Genomic DNA, 20,249 nt, shown 5'->3' on the forward strand with positions numbered 1-20,249 from the left:
GACACCGAGTTGCCCCATGTCCCGGCCCGGCGCCGGGCGCGACGCTTGAGGCATGACCTCGACGACGACGCTCCCCTACGCGGACACCCACCGCACCGCCTCGGCCGCCGCCCCCGCTCCCGCCTTCTGGCGCGGCCCCTTCGCCCGCTCCACCTACCGCGAGATCGGCCACACGCTCACGTCGCTGCCCGTGGCGGTCGCCGGGTTCGCTTTCGCCGTGACGATGTTCGCCCTGGGCGCGGGCACGCTCGTCGTCTGGATCGGGCTGCCGGTGTACGCGGCCATGCTGGGCGGCGCCCGTGCGCTCGGTGCCGCCGAACGCGGCCGGGCCCGCGCCCTCCTCGGCCTGGACGTGCAGGCCCCGGACGCGCCCGCGCCGGGGCTGCGCGGGCGGCTCGCGGACGCCGCCGGGTGGAAGGCCCTGCTGTTCCACACGGTGATGTTCCCGTGGCGGGTGCTGTCCTTCACCCTGTCCGTGACGTTCCTGGTCACCGGCTGGGTGGTCGCGCTGTTCCCGGCGTACTCCTGGGTGTTCCACCGCTACCTGGACTGGCCCGGCTACCGCGTCTACGACTTCACGACCGACGCGGGCGCGCACCACGCGTACTACATCGAGTCGCCCGCCCAGATCGCCGCGGTCTCCGCGATCGGGTTCGTCCTCGTCTTCCTCACGCCGCTGCTGGTGCGCGGCCTGACGAACGTGGACCGCGCCGCGATCCGCTCACTGCTCTCGAAGTGAACCGCGCCGCGTGAGCACCGGCCGCAGCGCGTCCAGCACAGTCGCGTCGTCGACGGTCGACGGCACCGGTTCGTCGAGCCCGTCGGCGATGCCGCGCATGGTCCTGCGCAGGATCTTCCCGGACCGCGTCTTCGGCAGCGCGGCGACGACCGCGACGTCCTTGAGCGAGGCGACGGCCCCGATCCGGTCCCGTACGAGCTGGACGAGTTCGGCCTCGACGACGCCGGGGTCCGCGTCGACGCCCGCCTTCAACACCACCAGCCCGCGCGGCACTTGGCCCTTGAGCGGGTCCGCGACCCCGATGACGGCGCATTCGGCGACCGCGGGGTGGGCGGCGAGCACCTCCTCCATGCTGCCGGTGGACAGCCGGTGCCCCGCGACGTTGATGACGTCGTCGGTCCGGCCCATCACGAAGACGTAGCCGTCCTCGTCGATGTGCCCGCCGTCGCCGGTCAGATAGAACCCGTCGTACGCGGACAGGTACGAGGCCACGAACCGCTCGTCGTCGTTCCACAGGGTCGGCAGCGCCCCGGGCGGCATCGGCAGTCGCACCACGATCGCCCCGTCCTCCCCCGCGGCCACTTCCTTCCCGGCCGCGTCGAGGACCCGCACGTCCCAGCCGGGCAGCGGCCAGGTCGGAGAACCCGGCTTGGCGGGGGCCGCCTCGATCCCCACCGGGTTCGCGACGATCGGCCAGCCGGTCTCGGTCTGCCACCAGTGGTCGACGACGGGGATCCGCAGCAGCTCGCCCGCCCAGTGGTACGTCTCCGGGTCCAGCCGCTCTCCGGCGAGGAAGAGATACTTCAGGCCGCTCAGGTCGTGGCCCCGCGCCAGCTCCCCCTCCGGATCGACCTTCTTGATCGCGCGGAACGCGGTCGGCGCCGTGAACAGCGTCTTCACCCCGTACTCGGCGGCCACCCGCCAGAACTGGCCCGCGTCGGGCGTCCCGACCGGCTTCCCCTCGTACAGCACGGTCGTCGCGCCGGCCAGCAGCGGCCCGTACACGATGTACGAGTGGCCGACGACCCAGCCCACGTCGGACGCGGTGAACATCACCTCGCCGGGGCCGACGTCGTACACGGCCTCCATGGTCCAGCGCAGCGCGACGGCATAGCCGCCGCAGTCACGGACAGCTCCCTTGGGTTTCCCGGTCGTTCCGGACGTGTACAGGATGTAGAGCGGGTCGGTGGCGGCCACCGGCACGGGCGCCGCCGGGCTCGCCGTGCGCACGGCCTCCCGCCAGTCCACGTCCCGCTCGCCCAACTCGGCCGGCGCCTCGGGCCGTTGCAGGATCACGCACGCGTCGGGCTTGTGCCCGGCCAGGCCGACGGCCCGGTCCAGCAGCGGCTTGTACTCCACGACGCGCGCGCCCTCGATGCCGCAGGACGCCGAGACGACGACCTTCGGCGCTGCGTCGTCGATCCGTACGGCCAGCTCGTGCGCGGCGAACCCGCCGAACACCACGGAGTGCACCGCCCCGATCCGCGCGCAGGCCAGCATCGCGACGACCGCCTCCGGCACCATCGGCATATAGACGACGACCCGGTCCCCGCGCCCCACCCCGAGCCCCGCGAGCACCCCGGCGAAGGCGGCGACCTCACCGGTCAGCTCCTCGTACGTGTACGTGCGGCGCGTGCCGGTCACGGGCGAGTCGTACACCAGCGCGGCCTGCGCCCCGCGTCCCGCGGCGACGTGCCGGTCCAGCGCGTTGTGGCACACGTTCAGCTCGCCGTCCGGGAACCAGCGGTAGAAGGGCGCCCCCGAGGAGTCGAGCGCCCGGGCGGGCGCCACGTCCCAGTCGATCCCGCCGGCGGCGGCGAGCCAGAACCCCTCGGGGTCCTCGGTGCTCGCGCGGAAGACTTCGTCGTACGTCGCCATCGGCCGTACTCCCCTCGGTAGAGACGGGAACACGATCCGGTCAGGCCGTCACCGCAGTCAACAGCACCACCGCGTCCGTCAGTGCCGTGAGCCCGTGCCGTTCCTGCGGGATCGCGCGGATCTCGCCCTGGGCGAGGGTGACGTCGCCGGAGACCGCGGTGAGGCGGACGCGGCCGCGCAGGACCTGGAGGGTCGCGGCCGGCGGGGCGTTGTGCTCCTCCAGGGCACTGCCCTCCGTCAGCGCGATGACGCTCTGGCGCAGCGGGTCCTCGCGGATGAGGAGTTCGGCGCTGCGGCCGTGGGCGGCGTCATGGGCGGCGGAGAGGTGCTCGTCGGCGAGGGAGGTGAGGTCGTACGTCGTCGTCATGCGCCCAGCGTGGACCGGCCGCCCGCCGGGCGCGACGCGGCGTCAGCCGATCGGTTCACGGTGTTCGGGCCCGGCGTCCTCGGGCCTGACGCCCGGGCAGCTGCGGCCCACGAAGTCCGCGAAGGTCCTGGCCAGCGGGGACAGCGCGGACCAGCGGCGGACCGCCCAGCCGACCTGGAGGGGCGGCAGGCAGGGGACCGGGAGCAGGGTCAGGCCGGGCGAGGGAGCTCCGCCGGGGCGGCGCAGGCCCGGCAGGTCGGGGACGACGGCGTGGCCGAGGCCCAGTTCGGCGAGGTGCACGGCGGTGTCCCAGTCGGCGATGCCGGTGCCGGAGGCGGGCCCCTTCGTGAGGCCCAGCTCGGCGAACCGCTCGTCGAGATGGGCGCGGGACGTGGAGTGCTCGGGCGGCAGGATCAGCTGGGCCGAGGCCCTCAGGTCCTCGGGCCCGGCCGAGGATCCGGCGGCCAGGGGGTCGTCGTCGCGCACCGCCAGGACCCAGGGCAGCTCGACCACCGGGCGCAGCTCGATGCCGCGCTCGGGGGCGCCCATCGTGATCCAGGCCAGGTCGAGGTCGTGCGCGGCGAGCGCCTCGAAGCAGCTGCGGCTGGAACTGACCGTCTGGAACTCCAGGCTGACCTGCGGGTGGGCGCGCCGGAACTCGACGATCGCCGCCGCCATGAAGTGCCGCACCGAGGTGGCGCCGGTCGTCACCCGGACCGAGCCGCTCTCGCCGCGTGCCAGGTCGCCGAGGCGGCGCAGTGCCTGGTCGAGGGCGCCGATGCCGTCGGCCGCGGCGGCGCGCAGGATGCGGCCCGCGGGGGTGGGCACGACGCCGCGCGCGTGCCGTTCGAGCAGGCCGAGACCGACCTCTTTCTCCAGGCGCTTGACGTGCTGGCTCACCGCGGACTGCGTACAGGACAGCTCACGTGCGACGGCGCTGAGGCTGCCCGCGCGGCAGACGGCGACGAAGACGCGGAGGTCGTCGAGGGTCACGCGGGCCAAGCTACAGCTTGGGTATGTGCAAGAAAACCCGAGGATTGACTTGGGTGGGGGATCCGAGCACGATCATCGATGGGACGGCCCAGGGCGGCAACCCGTCGTGGAGGTCGCGAACTTCCGGCGGGTGCCGACCCGTTGAGCGCGGGGAGAGACGGTCTGTGGACGTAGGGGAAGCGGTGGCGATCGGTGCCGCCGGGGTCGCCGCGGGCGGGATGAACGCGGTGGTCGGCTCCGGCACCCTGATCACGTTCCCGACGCTGCTCGCCTTCGGCTACCCGCCGGTCCTCGCGAACGTCTCCAACAACGTGGGCCTGGTGCCGGGCGTGCTCAGCGCCGCGTACGGCTACCGCCGCGAACTGCGCGGCCAGCGGCGGCGGTTGATCAGGTTCGGCGCCGCCTCGCTGCTCGGCGGGCTCGCGGGCGCGCTGCTCCTGCTGCGGCTGCCGGACGCCGCGTTCCGCGCCGTCGTGCCGGTGCTGATCCTCACCGCGTGCGTACTGGTCGTGCTCCAGCCCCGCCTGAACCGCTGGATGAAGAACCGGCCCGGCGCTGGCTCGCGCACCGACGGCGGCGTCCCCATGTGGCTCGGCGTCCTCGGCACCGGTGTCTACGGCGGCTACTTCGGCGCGGCCCAGGGCGTGCTGCTCATGGGCATGTTCGGCGCGGTGCTCCGCGACGACCTGCAGCGCCTGAACGCCGCGAAGAACGTCCTCGCGTCCCTGGTCAACGGCATCGCCGCGGTCGTCTTCATCGCCGTCGCCGACATCGACTGGACGGTGGCGGCACTGATCGCGGCGGGCTCCACCGCGGGCGGCCTGCTCGGCGCCCGGCTCGGCCGGCGGCTGCCGCCGGCCGTGATGCGGGGCGTCATCGTCACGGTCGGCGTCACGGCGTCGGTCCTGCTGATCGCCCGCTCGTGACGCCGCCCCGCGCGCACCCGTGAACTACCGGCTGTAGACGGCGAGTTGCGCGCGTTTCTTCGGCAACTGCACCTCGGGCAGGTCGATCTCCGGCAGCACGATCTCCCCGACGAGCTCGAACCCGCTGCGGGCGAACAGCGCGACGGCCTTGTCGTTGCGGGCGTCCGGCTCGACGACGATCCGCTTCCGGCCGAGCTCGTCGAGCGCGTACGAGACGAGCACGCCCACCAGCGCCCCGGTGAACCCGCGCCGGGCGCCCGCCGCCCCGGCCGGGCCGACCAGCAGGTGGGCGCCGATGTCGCCGTCCCGCACCTCGTAGCACTCGCTGACCCGGTCGGCCTCGGGCTCGTAGGTCTGGAAGAGCGCGACGGGCGTGCCGTCGAGCCGGACGAGATAGGCGTGGTGCGTGTCCAGGGAGTCGAGGTGCGCGTATATCTCGCGCACGTCGTCCCGGCCGAGGCCCGTCATCCCCCAGAACCGGGCCCGCTCCTCGCTGACCCACGCGTACAGGACGTCGATGTCGGCGCCGGCGGGGTCGAGGCGCGTGAGCCGGAAGGTGCCGAACCCGTCGACGCTCCGCTCGTACACAGGGGACAGGCCGGGGGTCGCTTCGGTCACGTCGGGCTCCTTGGTGAGGCGGTCGAAGTCGGTGACGACAGGGGCGAGTTCACCGCGCAGCCACAGCGGCAGCTGGTCCCGGTGGTGGGCGGATCCCGGTGTCCCGGACGCGCCGAGCGGCACGATCCAGCGGCTGTCGTCGCGCCGCGCGAGATCCCATACGTAGCGGGCGGCCGGGCCGCGCGCGCTGAGGTCGGTCACTCCGGGCACGCTCGACGTGGACAGCACGCAGTCGTGGTCGCCGTCGAGGCCGGGCCGGTCGGCGTCGGGGTCGGGCAGCGCCTGCCAGGGCGCGAGCCGGTGCCGCTCGCCCCAGGTGCCCTCGGCGGCGCCCGCGGCCTCCTCGACCGCCGCGCGGACGGCGTCGAGCCTGTCCCCGTCCGGTATCCGAGGAGTCGTCAGCAGGTTCTCCAGGCCGTACGCGATCCGCGGCACGAGCGCGAGCCACGGCCGGAACACCTCCGGGTAGGCGGGGGCGAGGTCCGTGAGCGGCGCGAACAGTTCGTGCCGGGCGAGCCGCCGTACGACTGCGGAACGCACCCGCGCGTACGCGGCCGCCCGCACACTGCCCGCGGCCATCCGCCGGTCCCAGGTCAGCAGCCGCTCACGCAGCGCGGCCGCCGCCGGGGTCAGCCCGTCGAGCCGCTCGACGAGCGCCAGCAGGGGCGCCGCGGAGGCGAGTTCGGTGTCGGTGTGCACGGCGCTCATGTCGTCGGGCCGCCAGTCCGCGCGCTCCCCGAGCAGTTCACGGATGCGGCGGGCCCGGTGCGGCGGCGCGAACTCGACGCCGAGCGGCGCGGCGAGGGACCGCTCGTTGGCCATGACGGCGACCCCGTCGACGTCGGCGCGCGGCAGGGGCGTGTACGTGCCGCGCCAGGCGTACCGCTCCTCCCAGGCGGGCACCACGCGCAGCATGTTCTCCGGGTCGCGCACGGGCACGGTGCCGGCGACGCGGTGCAGCAGCCCGCCCGCGGTGTCGGCGGCGAGCACCACGTTGACCGGCTCGGCCCAGCGGTCGAAGGCCCGGTCGACATCGGCGACGGTGCGGGCCCGCAGCAGCGCGGGCAGCGCGCCGAATCCCAGGTCGGCGCGGACGCGTGCGGGCTGGCGCAGACTGATGCCCTCGCCCTCGTCGGGGCCGCCGATCACGACGACCCCGCGCTCGGTCTCGACGACCTCGACACCGTCCGAGCCGTCCGAGCCGTCCCTGCCGCCCACGCCTTCCTCGACGTGCGCGTGGGCCGCCCGCCAGCCGTCCGGCCCGAACGCCTCGACGCCGCCGTCCGCGGTCCGGCGCAGCCGCTCCCGGTACAGGTCCTGGTAGTCGGCCATGGCGTTGGTGATGGCCCAGGCGACGCCGCCCGCGTGCCCGAAGTGCCCGATGCCGGGCACGCCCGGCACGGCGAGCCCGACGACGTCGAACTCCGGGCAGGAGAGACGGATCTGCTGGTACACGCCCGGGTCCTCGATGAACCGGTGCGGGTCCCCGGCGATCAGCGTCCCCCCGGCGGCGGCGCGCGCCCCGTCGACCAGCCAGCCGTTGCTCCCCGTGGTCCCGGGCCCGTCGGTGGCGAACAGCCCGACGGCGTCCGCCCCGAGCCGCCGCACGACCTCGTCCCGCCACAGCTTCGCCGGGAACCCGGCGAACAGCACATGCGTCGACAGCCACACCCCGAGCGGTATCCATCCCTCCCAGCGCCCCGGCTCGACCCCGGCCCGCCCGAACTCCGGCGCGCTCCGCCCCCGCTGCGCGAGCCCCCGGTTGACCCCGTCGACGTAGGCGTCCACCCACGCCCGGGTCTCCGCGTCCAGGGCCTCGTAGCAGCGGCGCGCGGTGTCCGCGAGCCGCGCCCGCCGGGCGAACCGGTCCCAGCCGAGCTCGCCCGCCCCGAGCGCCCCGGCGGACGTGCCGAGCAGCCGGTGCCGCTCGACCTCGATCTGCCAGGCGCGGTCGGCGGCGGTCACCCGGCCCTGCGCGTACGCGAGCGACAGCGCGTCGCCCGCGCGCAGGTGCGGTATCCCCCACATGTCACGGAAGACCTCGAAGCGCACGCTTCCCCCACCCCACCTTCACGATTTATTAGGCGAGCCTAACCTAATCTTTCGCACGGATGGGCCGACTAGCACCCCGGACCTCCGGGCGCGATCATCGACGTATGAGCCGTATGGACGTCACCCTCCACCTCGCCCAGGACCCCGCCGCCGACGAACTGCTCGGCCGCAGCCCGCTCGCCGCGCTCGTGGGGATGCTGCTCGACCAGCAGGTGCCCATGGAGTGGGCGTTCGCCGGCCCGCGCACGATCGCCGACCGCCTCGGCTCCGACGACCTCGACGCGCACGAGATCGCCGCCCACGACCCCGAGGCCTTCGCGGCGCTGCTCTCCGCCAAGCCGGCCGTGCACCGCTACCCCGGTTCGATGGCGAAGCGCGTCCAGCAGCTGTGCCAGTACCTGGTCGAGCACTACGACGGCGACGCGAGCGCCGTCTGGGAGGGCGTCGGCACCGGCAAGGAGCTCCTGAAGCGCCTGAACGACCTGCCCGGCTTCGGCAAGCAGAAGGCCCAGATCTTCCTCGCCCTGCTCGGCAAGCAGCTCGGCGTGCGGCCCACGGGCTGGCGCGAGGCGGCGGGCCCCTACGGCGAGGCGAAGTCGTACCGCTCGGTCGCCGACATCACCGGGCCCGAGTCCCTCACCAAGGTCCGCGCGTACAAGCAGGAGATGAAGGCGGCGGCGAAAGCGGCCAAGACGGCGTAGACCGCGTCAGCACACCGGCCGTTCCGTAGCCCAAGAGAGCGGATCTGGCGGCCCGGAGAGCAGGTCACGGGCGTGTCCGGGGGACAAGACCTTGCATGAGCGCCGCCACGTCCACCGCAGCCCCGGGCCTCCGTGCCCGGAGCTGGGCCCGTGCGCTCGTCCTGGTGCTCGCCCTGCTGCTCGCCCCGCTGGCCGCGGCGCCCGCGGAGGCCTCGGCCCCGCCCCCGGCCGCCGCGTCGTCCTGCGAACCGGGCGAGCTCCAGCAGGAAGCCCCCGAGGCGGCCCTGCGCCTGCCGACCGGCCATCCCACGCGGCTGCCCACGACCCCGCGGCCGCGTCTCCTCCGGGCGCCCGCCCCCGGCCCCGTCCCGGCCGACCCTCCCGCACGCCCGTCCCACCGCGCCCTGCGCACCGTCGTCCTGCGCTGCTGACGGACCCGGCTCCGGCCCGGCCCCGCCATGTACCGACGCACGACTTCGGAAGGACACCCCCTCATGCCCAAGGACCCGTACGCCCTGCTGCGCGCCCTGCTGCGCGCGGAAGCCGCCCGTGACAGCCGGGCGGACAAGACCCGGCGGCGCCCGGACGAACGCAGCCTCCGGACGTCCCCGGCCCCGCAGGAGAAGGACAGCCGCTGACAGCCGCTGACGGATACAGCAGGCGGCGGGCCGGCGGACCTCTCGATCCGCCGGCCCGCCGCCTGCCGGTGCGGGTCGCCCCTGGGGCTCAGCGTCTGCGCGTCCCGAAGATCGACCGGGAGATCTCGCGCCCGAGCTGCGTCCCCACGGACCGGGCCAGCGACTTGAAGATCCCGCTTCCGACCACCTGGTCGACCATGGACGCGTCGTGCGCGGGCTTGCCCCGCGCGGCCGCCTTCGCGGCCTTCTCCGCCTCCGCGGCCTCCGCCTCCGCCTGCTTGCGCGCCGCGGTCTCCGCCTCCTGCGCGGTCAGCCGCTCGTACGCCGACTCACGGTCCACGGCGTCGGCGTACCGCGAGTACAGCAGCGATCCCTTCACGGCGGCGTCCAGCGCCCCCGCCTCCACCGGCCCCATCAGCGACTCGGGCGCCCGCAGCCGGGTCGCCGCCACCGGGGTCGGCGCGCCCTTCTCGCTCAGCACGGTGATCACGGCCTCGCCGGTACCGAGCGAGGTGAGCAGCTCCTCCAGGTCGTACGAGGAGTGGGGGAAGGTCTTGACGGTCGCCTTCAGCGCTTTCTGGTCGTCGGGCGTGAAGGCGCGCAGCGCGTGCTGCACCCGGTTGCCGAGCTGGGCGAGCACGTCGGAGGGCACGTCCTTCGGCGTCTGCGTCACGAAGAAGACGCCGACGCCCTTGGACCGGATCAGCCGCACGGTCTGCGTGATGGCCTCGAGGAACGCCTTGGACGCCCCGTTGAACAGCAGGTGCGCCTCGTCGAAGAAGAAGACGAGCTTCGGCTTCTCGACGTCCCCGACCTCCGGCAGCCGCTGGAACAGATCGGCCAGCAGCCACATCAGGAACGTCGAGAACAGCTGTGGCTTGTCCTGCACCCCGGGCAGTTCCAGTACGGAGACGAGGCCCCGCCCGTCCGGCGCCGTGCGCAGCAGCTCGCTCGTGTCGAACTCGGGCTCCCCGAAGAAGTCGCTCATGCCCTGCGCCTCGAAGGCGGTCAGCGCGCGCAGGATGACCCCGGCGGTGACGGTCGACAGCCCGCCGATCTCCTTCAGCTCGGGCTTGCCCTCGTCGGACGTCAGGAAGGTGACGACGGCCCGCAGGTCCTTGAGGTCGACGAGCTCCAGGCCCTTCTGGTCCGCGTAGTGGAAGATCAGGCCGAGGGACTGCTCCTGGGTCTGGTTGAGCTGGAGCACCTTCGACAGCAGCACCGGGCCGAAGCTGGTGATGGTGGCCCGCAGCGGAATGCCGGAGCCGATCCCGCCCAGCGCGTAGAACTCGCAGGGGAAGCCGGTCGCCGTCCACTCCTGGCCGACCTGCCCGGCGCGCTCGCGCACCTTCTCGCCGTCCTCGCCGGGCGCGGAGATCCCCGACACGTCGCCCTTGACGTCGGCGAGGAAGACCGGCACGCCCTGGGCGGCCAGCTGTTCCGCGATGAGCTGCAGGGTCTTGGTCTTGCCGGTGCCGGTGGCGCCGGCCACCAGGCCGTGCCGGTTCAGCATGGGCAGCGGGATGCGGATCTGGGCGTCGGGGTGGCACGCGCCGTCCCAGAGCAGCGCGCCCAGGTCGAGCGCGGGCCCCGTGAAGGCGTACCCGGCGGCGATCTCCAGGGCCTCGGCGGGCAGCGCGGCGCCGCCGGTCACGGTCTCGGGGTGCGCGTCGGCGTCCCCAGAAGGGGCCGTCGGGGCTGCCAGGGTCTCCGAGGCCTGTGGGGTCTGTGGGGCGTCGGGCGCGGGCGTCGCCGCGGGAGCGACGGGCGGCACGAACCGGCCGCGTGCCCGTGCGCCGGCCCCCGCCGCCGCGGGCGCGCCCGCGCCCGTCAACGCGGCGCCCGGCTCTCCCCCGGACGAGCCCGCCGCACTCTCCGACCCGGCCGCCATCGGCTCGCTCTCACTCATTTCAGGCCCCTGTCCCCGGCTTGAGTGTTCCCATTTCACCCCACTTCAGGGCGTTATTTCCCAGAGTCGCACTCCGTCTCCATGGCTGCGCCCGGAGAGCCTCGCCCGGTAGGCTTTCCGTGTGATCTTCAAGCGCATCGGAAACGGCCGGCCGTACCCCGACCACGGCCGGGAAAGCACCCGGCAGTGGGCGGACGTCGCGCCGCGCCCGGTCCGCCTCGATCAGCTGGTGACGACCAAGGGCCAGCTCGATCTGGAGACCCTGCTCGCCGAGGACTCCACGTTCTACGGCGACCTCTTCGCGCACGTCGTGAAGTGGCAGGGCGACCTGTACCTGGAGGACGGCCTGCACCGCGCCGTCCGCGCCGCGCTCCAGCAGCGCCAGGTGCTGCACGCCCGCGTACTCGAACTGGGCTGACGGCCCGCCAAGTCCGCATTGGCCCTTTTGGGTTGGACTGGGCACCGGGCCGTGATCATTTAATAGGCATCGCCGCCGAGCGGCACTACGCTGCGCCCATGAGCATGCTCACTCCCCCCGGCATGGGCGGCAAGTACCGCATCACGGGGGACAAATACCCTCGTATGCGTCGTGGCCGCCCGCGCAGCAGGATCGTGCTCGCGGTCGTCGCGTCCGTCGCCGCGGTCGCCCTGATCGGCTGGGGAACGCTCCAGCTCGTCCACGTCTTCACCGGCGGCGGCAAGTCCACCGCCGCGGGCCCGGGCGCCGCGGACTGCGAGAAGCGGGCGAGCGCGTCGCCCACCGGCACGAAGCCCGCGGACGCGAAGAAGCTCCCCGCCCCCGCCCAGATCAAGGTGAACGTCCTCAACGCCACGCCTCGCGGCGGCCTGGCCAAGGAGACCGCCGCCGAGCTGAAGAAGCGCGGCTTCGCGATCGGGGACGTGGGCAACGCGACGAAGGCGTACGACAAGAAGGTCAAGGGGCCCGGGATACTGCTGGGCGCGAAGACGGCGACCGACGCGGCGCTGCCGGTGCTCGGCACGCAGCTGTCCGGCGCCGAGCAGAAGACGGACGCCCGCACGAAACCGGCCGAAGTCGACCTGATCATCGGCACCGGCTTCAAGGAGCTGACGGCCAAGCCGGCCGCGGACAAGGCCCTGGCGGCCCTGACCCACCCCAAGCCCGCGCCCTCCGCGTCGCCGAGCTGCGCGTAACCGCACACGACAAAGAGCCGCGGTCGCGTCCGCTCACCGGGTGAGCGGACGCGACCGCGGCTCTTGTGTGACGGGCGGAGCCGCTATTCGGCGGCGCCGTACATGCGGTCGCCGGCGTCGCCGAGGCCCGGCACGATGTACCCGTTCTCGTTCAGCCGCTCGTCGACCGACGCGGTCACCACGGTGACCGGCGTCCCCGCCAGCTCCCGCTCCATGATCTCGACGCCCTCCGGCGCGGCCAGCAGCACCACGGCCGTGACGTCGTCCGCGCCGCGCTTGATGAGCTCCTGGATCGCCGCGACGAGGGTGCCGCCCGTGGCGAGCATCGGGTCCAGGACGTAGACCTGGCGCCCGGAGAGGTCGTCCGGCATGCGCGTCGCGTACGTGGAGGCCTGCAGCGTCTCCTCGTTGCGGACCATGCCCAGGAAGCCCACCTCGGCGGTCGGCAGCAGGCGGACCATGCCGTCGAGCATGCCGAGGCCCGCGCGCAGGATCGGCACCACGAGCGGGCGCGGGTACGACAGCTTCACGCCGGTCGTCCGGGACACCGGGGTGTCGATGTCGACCTGCTCGGTGCGCACGTCCCGGGTCGCCTCGTACGCGAGCAGGGTGACCAGCTCGTCGGCCAGGCGCCGGAAGGTCGGGGAGTCGGTGCGCTGGTCGCGCAGTGTGGTGAGTTTGTGCGCCACAAGAGGGTGGTCGACGACGTGGATCCGCATGTCCTCAACAGTAACCGGGGCCCACGGCCACGGCTCCCCCGCGCAGTGGCATCAAGGGCCCCCACGGAGGGAAAGTGGAAAGAACTCGTCGACCGCGGGGGGACTGGGGTGGTGGTGTCGGGATGACCGACCAGAAGCGCCGAGAAGGGCCGGACCGGGGCCCCGAGCCCGGTGAGCCCATGGAGTCGGACGCCGAACGCAGGCGGCGCCGCGCCGTGTTCCTGCGCGAACTGACCGAGGCGCGCGAGCTGCGCGACCGGGTCCAGCCGCGCCGCGCGCGGGCCGCGCGGATGCGCCAGCAGATGCGGATGCGCACCTTTCGCTGGTGACTCGGCGGTCCCGTACAGGTGACGCGCCTCACATCGGACACTCTCCCCGGAGACGCGACGCGAACACAGCGCGCGGAAGACCTCTCTTGAAGCCGTTCTTTCTGCCACGATTCCGAGTGGGCGGGGCTTGAACTGCACTCCCCGCCTCCAAGACTCCGCCGGGGGGACCCCCGACCGGCACCTGAGACCAGTGGGAGAGTCACGGTGTACTTCGCCGCACTGCTCGCGCGCACCGAAGACGGGTGGGAAGCGAGCGATACAGAGCTCGACGACGTGGAGACCCTGTCGGACCTGTCCGACCTGGCCCGCGAGGCGCTGGCCGAGGCCGGCGCCGAGGACGACACCGTCCTCGTCTTCATCGAACAAGAGGATGTGTGGTTCGGCGTCGTCCGCGTGGACGGCGAGGACGACCCTCGCATCTACATCTCGGACGCCGCGGCCGCCGCTCGCAGCAGCTACGGCGAGATCCTGCTCACCGACGAACTGCTCGGCAAGGATCCGGACGCCGACGACGATCTGGATTCCCTCGACCTGGACGGCACGGAGGACGGCGAATCGGAGGCACCGGACGACGACGAGGAGAGCGACGACGGCGCGGGCGCCGAGGCCGTGCCCGCCGGGCCGATCGGGGACACCGAGATCCTCGCCGACCTGGGCGTCCCGGAGAAGGAGCTGCTCGCTCTGGACGGTTCGGACGCGCTGAGCGAGATCGCGGACGCGCTGGGCGCCGCGGAGGTGCTCGAGACCGTGCGCTGAGCGGGCGGGGATAGATTCCTGGCCGTGACACCCACCGAGCCCGAACCCGATCCCGTACGAGACCCCTGGAAGCCGCCCATGCGGCAGGCCCTGGCCGAGGCCGGGCTCGCCGCGCGGGACGGCGACGTACCCGTCGGCGCCGTGCTCCTGGCGCCCGACGGGACGACCGTGCTGGCCACCGCGCACAACGAGCGGGAGCTGACCGGCGACCCCACCGCCCACGCCGAGGTCCTGGCCGTCCGCCGGGGGGCCGAGGCCGTGGGCGAGTGGCGGCTCACCGGCTGCACGCTCGTCGTCACCCTCGAACCGTGCACGATGTGCGCGGGTGCCATCGTCCAGTCCCGCCTCGACCGCGTCGTCTACGGAGCCCGTGACGACAAGGCCGGAGCGGCCGGCTCCCTGTGGGACGTGATCCGCGACCGGCGGCTCAACCACCGGCCCGAGGTCGTCTCCGGCGTCCTCGCCGAGGAGTGCGCGAAGCCCCTCACGAGCTTCTTCAGGGATACGGATTTCAGACCAGGGCCCACCTTGGGCTAGAGTTCCTCTCGGTAGCGTGTCCGAGCGGCCGAAGGAGCTCGCCTCGAAAGCGAGTGTGGCGCAAGTCACCGAGGGTTCAAATCCCTCCGCTACCGCAGGTAGACGAAGGGTCCGGCTCGATGAGCCGGACCCTTCGTGCATCTCCGTCTCAGTTTCCGTCTCAGTTGACCGTTCGAGCGCAGAAAAATCCCCATCGTCTGGACACCCTGCGCCCTACGCTCACGGTGTGGATCGCGACTGGATGCGTCAGCGGCTCGAAGCGTTCGCTGACCTCATCACCGAGTACTGGAACGTCCGGAAGGTCAACGGCGATACGTCGGAGACAACGATGCGACTGTACGAAGCTGAAGCCACAGTCGTAAGGATCTTGCGCTGCATCGATCCCCGCATGGCCGAGGCTGGCGTGCTGGGGGAGAGCGAGTGGGCAGGGCTGGCCATTAGCGAGCCCGAGGTCAGGCGCGGAATGGGCATCCTGGCGGACATGGACGAGTGGACGACTCGGTTGGCGCCTGATGCTCCGTCCCTTCCGGCCGACGGCTTTCACTCGTGGGTGTGGGATGCCGCTCGAACCTTTTGGGAGTCCAAGCACTACCGAGCCGCCGTTCACGCTGCCGCTACATCGATCAACGCTCACCTACAGGACAAGCTGGGTCGGCGAGACCTGTCGGACGCGAAGCTGATTCAGGAAGCTTTCAGCGACAAGGCACCGGAGACAGGCAAACCGCGGCTTCGGGTACCTGGCGATCAAACAGACCCCGGGGTACAGACACGGCAGCGGGGCGCTCTACAACTTGGTCAGGGTGCCTACTTCGCGCTCCGAAACCCTGCCGCCCATGAAACGGGTGACTTGACGGAGCAAGAGGCTCTGGAGCAGTTGGCCACGTTCAGCGTGGTCGCTCGGCTTATCGATCAGTGCCAGGTCGCAAAGTAAGCGGATGGGGGGGCAGGTCGGGAGACCTGCCCCCCCATCGCTTACCCGACAGGTGCGAACGCTCCGGTAGGTCCGCCTTGGCCGTCATCGGGTCCTTCTCGGTCCGGCTTCCAGATGAGCCCGTCAACCTGTCGGGCCACGTCCACCCGAACGGTGTCCACCATGTGTTGGTACCGAGCGGCCATCGCCGTTGTCGACCACCCCATGAGCCCCATGACGGCCCGTTCCGAGACTCCGAGGATTAGCAGCACCGTGGCTGCGGTATGCCGGGCGTCGTGCAGACGACCGTCCCTCACCTTGGCAGCAGTCAGCAGCTCCTTCCAGTCGTCGTAGTCGGTACGGGGCGAAGTGCCGCGCCCGTCCGGGGTAGCGAACAGCCATCCCTCATCCGCCCACTTCTCCCCCGACGCCGACCGTTCGGCATCCTGCTTCGCTCGGTGGACCCGGAGCAGGTCAACGAGCTGAGCGGGCAGGCCGACCGACCGCCGGCCCGCGCGGGATTTCGTGTCGGCCGTCTCCGGGTTGGTGCGTTGGCGCTGCGGGCAGTACCCGGCCTTTCGGCCGCACGGGTCGCCGCATCCGTGGGCGTAGCGCGGACGGCGCCGACTACGGCGGACCATCAGGACGCCACGCTCCATGTCCACATCGGCCCACTTGAGCCCCAACGCCTCGCCCTGTCGGAGGCCGAGGGCGAGAGCGACGGCCCAGCGAGCGGAGTTGCGCCGGTCGTCGGCGGCCCGCAGGAGTCGCTTGACCTCCTCGACGGTGAACGGCTCGATCTCCTCCTCACTGATGCGGGGTGCCTTGGCGAGCTGCACCGGATTGCGGGTGATGTGGCCACGCCGGACCGCCTCATTGAGCGCAGTGCGGAAGGTGCGGTGAATCTGGTGAATAGTGCCCGCACGTCGGCCGTCCGCCTGCATCCGCCCATAGAAGCGCTCGATGTGCTCCGGCCCGAGCTTGTCGAGACGGTGAGCCCCGAGCGCGGGGATGAGATGCTTCCGCACGGCGACGCCGTACCCGACCATCGTGTTCTCGTTGACGGCGAGCGGGGCGATGGTCTCGACCCAGTGAGTCAGCCACGCCTGAACCGTCCAGGCGCGGCCCACCTTGCGTACCGCCCCGCCATCGCGCTGCTTCTCCAGCTCACGGACAGCCGCCGTCACCTCGGCACGGGTCTTGCGTTCGACGTGGCGGCGGTCAGGTCGGCCGTCGTCACGAATTCCGACAGTGACACGGCCGTGCCACTTGCCGTCTTTGCCCTGGTAGATGGATGAGCGGCCGTTGGGCTGTCGGGTGCGCTTCTTCTCTTCCGCCACGGGCGGACTCCTTCGGATTCGGGGTGGAAACAGTCCGGGACGCCACCCGGTCGGGTGGCGTCCCGGTGTGCGGCGATCAGGCGGCGCGCTGCTCAGCGCGGCGGCGGGCGAGGTAGGCGGCGGGGGCATCGGCGGGAACGCGTCGGAGTCCGCCGATGGTCAGGGACTCCAGGTCTCCGGTGCGGATAAGGGCGAAGCAGGTGGTGCGACCGATGCGGAGGCAGCGGGCGGCCTCTTCGACGGTCAGGAGAACGGGGGCCGGTTCGTCGGCCTCAGCGCGCGGTGTGATCTCCACGGCGGCGGTGCTCATGGAAGGTCTCCTCTAGGACTATCCGTCGGGGGTCCCTCTGAGGTCCGCTACTTCCGCTACCGCCGCTACCGTGCAGGTCAGGGGTCTGATCGAGGTAGCGGGAAGGGGGAGCGGTAGCGGATGGGTAGCGGCAACCGACCCCGGTTGCCGCTACCGTGTTGGTGCAGGTCAGGCCACGTTTTCAGTGCCAGGTAGCGGAGGTAGCGGACTTTCCGGGGGTGGGGGGCAGTAGCGGGCCCACGCGTCGGCGAGATCGGCGGCGTAGTAGCCCTTGAGGACGCTCCCGGCGGTCTTGATGTTGCGGGAGGCGATCGGCTCGTTGTCCGCCGTCATGTACTCCGCGAGCATCTTGGACAGGCGCCGGTTGTCGAGCGGCTTACCGTGCAGGTCCGCCCACGGCGCATCGTCCAGGGCGTTGAGCCGGTCCAGGAGCGCGACGGTGGGCAGGCGGTCGATGCCCGTCATGACGTGGTCGCGCAGGTCGGTCAGCAGCCGCACGCCCAAGCTGCCCTTGTCGTTGGCCTTGGACGCGGCGACCAGGGTCACGCACGCCTCCCGGGCCCGGTCGGGCCAGTCCCCACCGGCCGCGTCCGCGATGGCGAGCAGGGGTTCCCACACGTCCGCCGGCCGGTCGGTGACCCCGTCCGGCATCTCGGGCCAGGCCCCCATGACGGAGTCGCGTGCCTGTTCCGTCCACTGCGCGAGCCGGTCACGGAGCTTGTGCCCCTCGGCCTCATGGAGGCGGGCCCGGAAAGCTTCCACGCGTTCGTTGCGGGCCCGGCGTCGCATCCGGATGATGACCGACCGGGTCATGATCGTGTCCGGGAGGTTGCCAAGCCCGGCGACGGCGACCGCGCAGTACGAGGGGAAGGCTTGCACGGTCTGGTTGCCGCCGTCGCCGATGCACCGGTACGTGACGCCGGTGCGGCGGTGGCCGGCGTTGAGGAAGCCGCGCAGTTCCTCGTTGTCCCCGGCCTTGGGGCCGAAGATGGTGTCGATCTCGTCGAACAGGATCGTGGGCCGTCCGTTGGGGTTGGACACGGACCGGAACAGGGCGGCGGCGGACGCGTTGACGGCCGTCATCGGCTGCGGCACGAGGGTTTCCACCACCTCGAGCGCACGCGACTTCCCCGACCCCGGTTCCGGGGACAGGAAGGCCAGGCGGGGGGTGGAGTCGAAGCAGTCGAGCAGATGGGCGTGCGCGTCCCACAGTGCGACGGCGATGTAGGCGGCCTCGTGCGGGAAGACGTTGAACCGTCGGTGGAAGGCTTCCACCTCGTTGAGCAGAGCGGCCCCGTCGGTCATGCGGCGGCCCTCCCTTCCTGGGGGGTGTGGCGCGGGCGGGCGGTGCGCGGGTCAGGGCGAAGGGCAGTGACGACGCCCTGTCGGGCGGCGCCTGTCGGCTCGCCCACGGCCGCGCGGTCCACAGGCTGTGGAGCGGCGTGCGGCCAGTTGCGGGAACCGGTGGGGCAATCCAGGCGGGGGGAGTTGGGGGCGGTCATGAGGCTGCCTGCCGCGGAGTGGCGTGCGCGAGGATCCAGTCCATGGCGCTGCGGATGGTCGTGCGGCACTCGGCCGGCGGCAGGCCGGTAGCCTCCCCCGCCCCCTGGATTGCTCGTTCTGCCACGTCCCGGGGGAGGTCTCCCCACGCGACGAACCGGGCGACCTTGCAGGCGCTTCGGTGCAGGGTGTTGTTGCGGCCGTCCGGCCCGCCCTCGACCGCCGCCGCCACGACCGCGCATTCGCGTTCCAGCGCCACCCGGGCGGCGCGGCTGCCATCCCGGACCGGGGCGAGGGCAACGACGGCGGGCCGGTCCGGGACGGTGAGCCGCTTGGTCAGCCACCCGGGCAGCGGAGCCACGGGCGCGTCGTCGGCCACCTCGTACGTCCCGTCCGGGGTGGTGCTGCCGGGGGCAACGACGTAGCCGCCCCACGCGCGGGTGTCGATGTGCGGCCCGAGACGGTTCGCGCTGCACTTCAGCCGCACCCCGGCCGGGGCGGTGAAGTACAGGTGCTCCCCGCCGCGTGCGGTCCGCACCCGGTAGGTCGCGGGGAGAACCTGGGCGGCGCGCTCGCAGAGCGCTTGCAAGGAAGTGGCGCCGTCAGGCGCTCCTTCTGGTTCTTCGGGCTTGCACACGTCCAGGTCGACGACCAGCAGACCGGCCGGTCCGGTCGCGATCCCCACGTTGTACGGGCGCATCGCCCAGGTGGCGTGGATGAGGTCGGGGTTGGTGGTGGCGCGCTGTTCGGGCTTGCGGTGCCCGCCCGCGCACCGGCCCGTGCCGGGGCAGTCGCGTTCGGCGTGCCCGGCAGGCCGCTTCGCGCGCGGGTGTAGGGGGATAACGGGCCAGCCTCGCTCCGCGCTGGTGAGCGCGGAGGCGAGCAGCGGCAGGCAGGTCAGATCGGCGGTCAGGGGGTAGTTCATGCTGCCCTCCGATCGGTGAGCAGCGTTTGGCGGTGGGTGGGGATGGCGGCCAGGACGCGGGTACGCCAGCGCAGGGCGTAGTCGATGCAGTTGGCGCAGTTCTTGTGCGGGTGGCCAGGCAGCGGGGGCCGCTTGCGGGCGTGGTAGCTCCAGGCAGCGGAGTCCGCGGAGGCGAGCAGGTGCTCGACGCGTTCCAGGCCGAGGATCTTGAATCCGAAGCCGTGCAGGCGGTAGCCGCGGGCGGCCATGGCGGTGACGATCGCCGCTCCTTGCTTGGTGGACTGCAACCGGCACACGGACCCGAGACCGACGGTGGGCTCTTGGCGCAGGTTGACGCCGTAGCTCTCGTAGAGGTCCGCGCACGCGTGGTATTCGTCCACGGTGCTGCCTTGAAGGGTGGGGATGATCCGCAGGGTCGGGGCGAGGGAGCGCAGGTCCAGGAAGTTGTGCACGGTGCGCCGCTGGTGCTCCGGCACGCTCAGCTTGGTCCCAGTGAAGGTGAGGGGGCCTGCCGTGCCTCCGTGGATGATGAGGTCTTCGCACATCCAGTCCTGTCCGGCGGCCCAGTCGTAGGGGCCGACGTGTTCCCAGATGCGGCGCAGGTCGTCTACGTACTGGCGGGGGGTGCGGGTCCAGCGGCCGTGGCGCTGGAGTTCCGAGAAGCCGCCGGAGTCGACCGCGTACCGGCCGCGGGCCGGGTACAGCTTGGCCGCGGCGGCGAAGTGCTCGGACTTCAGGAACAGCGGCACGTCGGTGAGCTTGATCCAGTGCCGTTTGTGGGTGGTCAGGTAGAACCGCATCCCGCTCGCGGCGGGAGCTCCCACCGCTAAGGCTCGCGGGAGGGTGATGGGTTGCGTCATGCTGGGGTATCTCCAGTTCCTTGGTTGGTTCTGGTTGGCAAGGGCGGCCCCGTGTCTTGGCGGATCCGG

22 protein-coding genes and 1 tRNA gene are annotated in these 20,249 nt (G+C 72.2%); 12 read left to right on the forward strand and 11 right to left on the reverse strand.

Annotated features, from left to right (window positions below):
* Positions 1-52 precede the first annotated feature (52 nt).
* On the forward strand, positions 53-739 hold the full coding sequence (locus ACVHNB_RS39995; RefSeq protein ID WP_428953697.1) for a sensor domain-containing protein: 687 nt from the start codon (positions 53-55) through the stop codon (positions 737-739).
* Here the strand turns inward: ACVHNB_RS39995 and ACVHNB_RS40000 are convergent.
* Genes ACVHNB_RS40000 through ACVHNB_RS40010 form a run of 3 tightly spaced genes read right to left on the reverse strand, consistent with a single transcriptional unit; the run spans position 722 to position 3,977 of the window.
* The gene (locus ACVHNB_RS40000; RefSeq protein WP_456227058.1) at positions 722-2,617 is read right to left on the reverse strand and encodes a propionyl-CoA synthetase; all 1,896 of its coding nucleotides are present in this window, start codon (positions 2,615-2,617) and stop codon (positions 722-724) included. The genes ACVHNB_RS39995 and ACVHNB_RS40000 overlap by 18 nt on opposite strands.
* Before the next feature lie 40 nt (positions 2,618-2,657).
* Positions 2,658-2,984 (reverse strand): cupin domain-containing protein, encoded by a 327-nt coding sequence (locus ACVHNB_RS40005; RefSeq protein ID WP_428953695.1) that lies wholly within the window; start codon positions 2,982-2,984, stop codon positions 2,658-2,660.
* Positions 2,985-3,026: 42 nt separating this feature from the next.
* Complete coding sequence (locus tag ACVHNB_RS40010; protein WP_456227059.1) at positions 3,027-3,977, reverse strand: LysR family transcriptional regulator; 951 nt, start codon at positions 3,975-3,977, stop codon at positions 3,027-3,029.
* Positions 3,978-4,141: 164 nt separating this feature from the next.
* On the opposite strand from ACVHNB_RS40010, the gene ACVHNB_RS40015 reads away from it, so the two are divergent.
* Positions 4,142-4,903, forward strand: a complete 762-nt coding sequence (locus ACVHNB_RS40015; RefSeq protein WP_428953693.1) for a sulfite exporter TauE/SafE family protein — start codon at positions 4,142-4,144, stop codon at positions 4,901-4,903.
* A 24-nt stretch (positions 4,904-4,927) separates the two neighbouring features.
* Here ACVHNB_RS40015 and ACVHNB_RS40020 read toward each other — a convergent pair whose 3' ends face one another.
* On the reverse strand, positions 4,928-7,549 hold the full coding sequence (locus ACVHNB_RS40020; protein ID WP_456229003.1) for a GNAT family N-acetyltransferase: 2,622 nt from the start codon (positions 7,547-7,549) through the stop codon (positions 4,928-4,930).
* Positions 7,550-7,686: 137 nt separating this feature from the next.
* Between ACVHNB_RS40020 and ACVHNB_RS40025 the strand changes: the two genes are divergently transcribed.
* The 3 genes from ACVHNB_RS40025 to ACVHNB_RS40035 all read left to right on the forward strand — a co-directional run bounded on the left by ACVHNB_RS40025 (position 7,687) and on the right by ACVHNB_RS40035 (position 8,912).
* Positions 7,687-8,274, forward strand: coding sequence for an HhH-GPD-type base excision DNA repair protein (locus ACVHNB_RS40025; protein ID WP_428957618.1), 588 nt, complete (start codon positions 7,687-7,689; stop codon positions 8,272-8,274).
* 95 nt (positions 8,275-8,369) lie between these two features.
* Complete coding sequence (locus ACVHNB_RS40030; RefSeq protein WP_456227060.1) at positions 8,370-8,705, forward strand: hypothetical protein; 336 nt, start codon at positions 8,370-8,372, stop codon at positions 8,703-8,705.
* Between the two features lie 63 nt (positions 8,706-8,768).
* A complete protein-coding gene (locus ACVHNB_RS40035; protein ID WP_456227061.1) occupies positions 8,769-8,912 on the forward strand; it encodes a hypothetical protein in 144 nt (47 codons plus the stop codon).
* Positions 8,913-9,000: 88 nt separating this feature from the next.
* Here ACVHNB_RS40035 and ACVHNB_RS40040 read toward each other — a convergent pair whose 3' ends face one another.
* Positions 9,001-10,821, reverse strand: coding sequence for a helicase HerA-like domain-containing protein (locus ACVHNB_RS40040; RefSeq protein ID WP_428953690.1), 1,821 nt, complete (start codon positions 10,819-10,821; stop codon positions 9,001-9,003).
* Between the two features lie 121 nt (positions 10,822-10,942).
* Here ACVHNB_RS40040 and ACVHNB_RS40045 point away from each other — a divergent pair, with 121 nt between their 5' ends.
* Positions 10,943-11,239, forward strand: a complete 297-nt coding sequence (locus tag ACVHNB_RS40045) for a type II toxin-antitoxin system VapB family antitoxin (protein WP_003955420.1) — start codon at positions 10,943-10,945, stop codon at positions 11,237-11,239.
* Between the two features lie 98 nt (positions 11,240-11,337).
* On the forward strand, positions 11,338-11,994 hold the full coding sequence (locus ACVHNB_RS40050) for a LytR C-terminal domain-containing protein (RefSeq protein WP_428953689.1): 657 nt from the start codon (positions 11,338-11,340) through the stop codon (positions 11,992-11,994).
* A gap of 83 nt (positions 11,995-12,077) precedes the next feature.
* On the opposite strand, the gene upp is transcribed toward ACVHNB_RS40050, so the two are convergent.
* Positions 12,078-12,713, reverse strand: a complete 636-nt coding sequence (gene upp / locus ACVHNB_RS40055; RefSeq protein ID WP_428953688.1) for a uracil phosphoribosyltransferase — start codon at positions 12,711-12,713, stop codon at positions 12,078-12,080.
* A 122-nt stretch (positions 12,714-12,835) separates the two neighbouring features.
* On the opposite strand from upp, the gene ACVHNB_RS40060 reads away from it, so the two are divergent.
* From ACVHNB_RS40060 to ACVHNB_RS40080, 5 genes are all read left to right on the forward strand, one after another.
* Complete coding sequence (locus tag ACVHNB_RS40060) at positions 12,836-13,042, forward strand: hypothetical protein (protein ID WP_456227062.1); 207 nt, start codon at positions 12,836-12,838, stop codon at positions 13,040-13,042.
* Between the two features lie 204 nt (positions 13,043-13,246).
* Entirely contained in the window at positions 13,247-13,798 is a 552-nt protein-coding gene (locus tag ACVHNB_RS40065; protein ID WP_428953686.1) for a tRNA adenosine deaminase-associated protein, read from the forward strand.
* Between the two features lie 78 nt (positions 13,799-13,876).
* Positions 13,877-14,335, forward strand: a complete 459-nt coding sequence (gene tadA / locus ACVHNB_RS40070) for a tRNA adenosine(34) deaminase TadA (RefSeq protein WP_428957617.1) — start codon at positions 13,877-13,879, stop codon at positions 14,333-14,335.
* 10 nt (positions 14,336-14,345) lie between these two features.
* Positions 14,346-14,430 (forward strand) — tRNA-Ser (locus tag ACVHNB_RS40075).
* 131 nt (positions 14,431-14,561) lie between these two features.
* Complete coding sequence (locus ACVHNB_RS40080; RefSeq protein WP_456227063.1) at positions 14,562-15,266, forward strand: TIGR02391 family protein; 705 nt, start codon at positions 14,562-14,564, stop codon at positions 15,264-15,266.
* Positions 15,267-15,307: 41 nt separating this feature from the next.
* Here ACVHNB_RS40080 and ACVHNB_RS40085 read toward each other — a convergent pair whose 3' ends face one another.
* From ACVHNB_RS40085 to ACVHNB_RS40105, 5 genes are all read right to left on the reverse strand, one after another.
* Positions 15,308-16,585 (reverse strand): tyrosine-type recombinase/integrase, encoded by a 1,278-nt coding sequence (locus ACVHNB_RS40085; protein WP_456227064.1) that lies wholly within the window; start codon positions 16,583-16,585, stop codon positions 15,308-15,310.
* Positions 16,586-16,661: 76 nt separating this feature from the next.
* The gene (locus ACVHNB_RS40090) at positions 16,662-16,895 is read right to left on the reverse strand and encodes a helix-turn-helix domain-containing protein (protein WP_360011973.1); all 234 of its coding nucleotides are present in this window, start codon (positions 16,893-16,895) and stop codon (positions 16,662-16,664) included.
* 168 nt (positions 16,896-17,063) lie between these two features.
* Positions 17,064-18,200, reverse strand: a complete 1,137-nt coding sequence (locus ACVHNB_RS40095; RefSeq protein WP_456227065.1) for a DUF3631 domain-containing protein — start codon at positions 18,198-18,200, stop codon at positions 17,064-17,066.
* 193 nt (positions 18,201-18,393) lie between these two features.
* Positions 18,394-19,320, reverse strand: a complete 927-nt coding sequence (locus ACVHNB_RS40100; RefSeq protein WP_456227066.1) for a bifunctional DNA primase/polymerase — start codon at positions 19,318-19,320, stop codon at positions 18,394-18,396.
* Positions 19,317-20,144 (reverse strand): deazapurine DNA modification protein DpdA family protein, encoded by an 828-nt coding sequence (locus ACVHNB_RS40105; protein WP_456227067.1) that lies wholly within the window; start codon positions 20,142-20,144, stop codon positions 19,317-19,319. The genes ACVHNB_RS40100 and ACVHNB_RS40105 overlap by 4 nt, the downstream gene beginning before the upstream one ends.
* Positions 20,145-20,249 lie beyond the last annotated feature (105 nt).

This window comes from Streptomyces sp. YJ-C3, assembly GCF_053891275.1.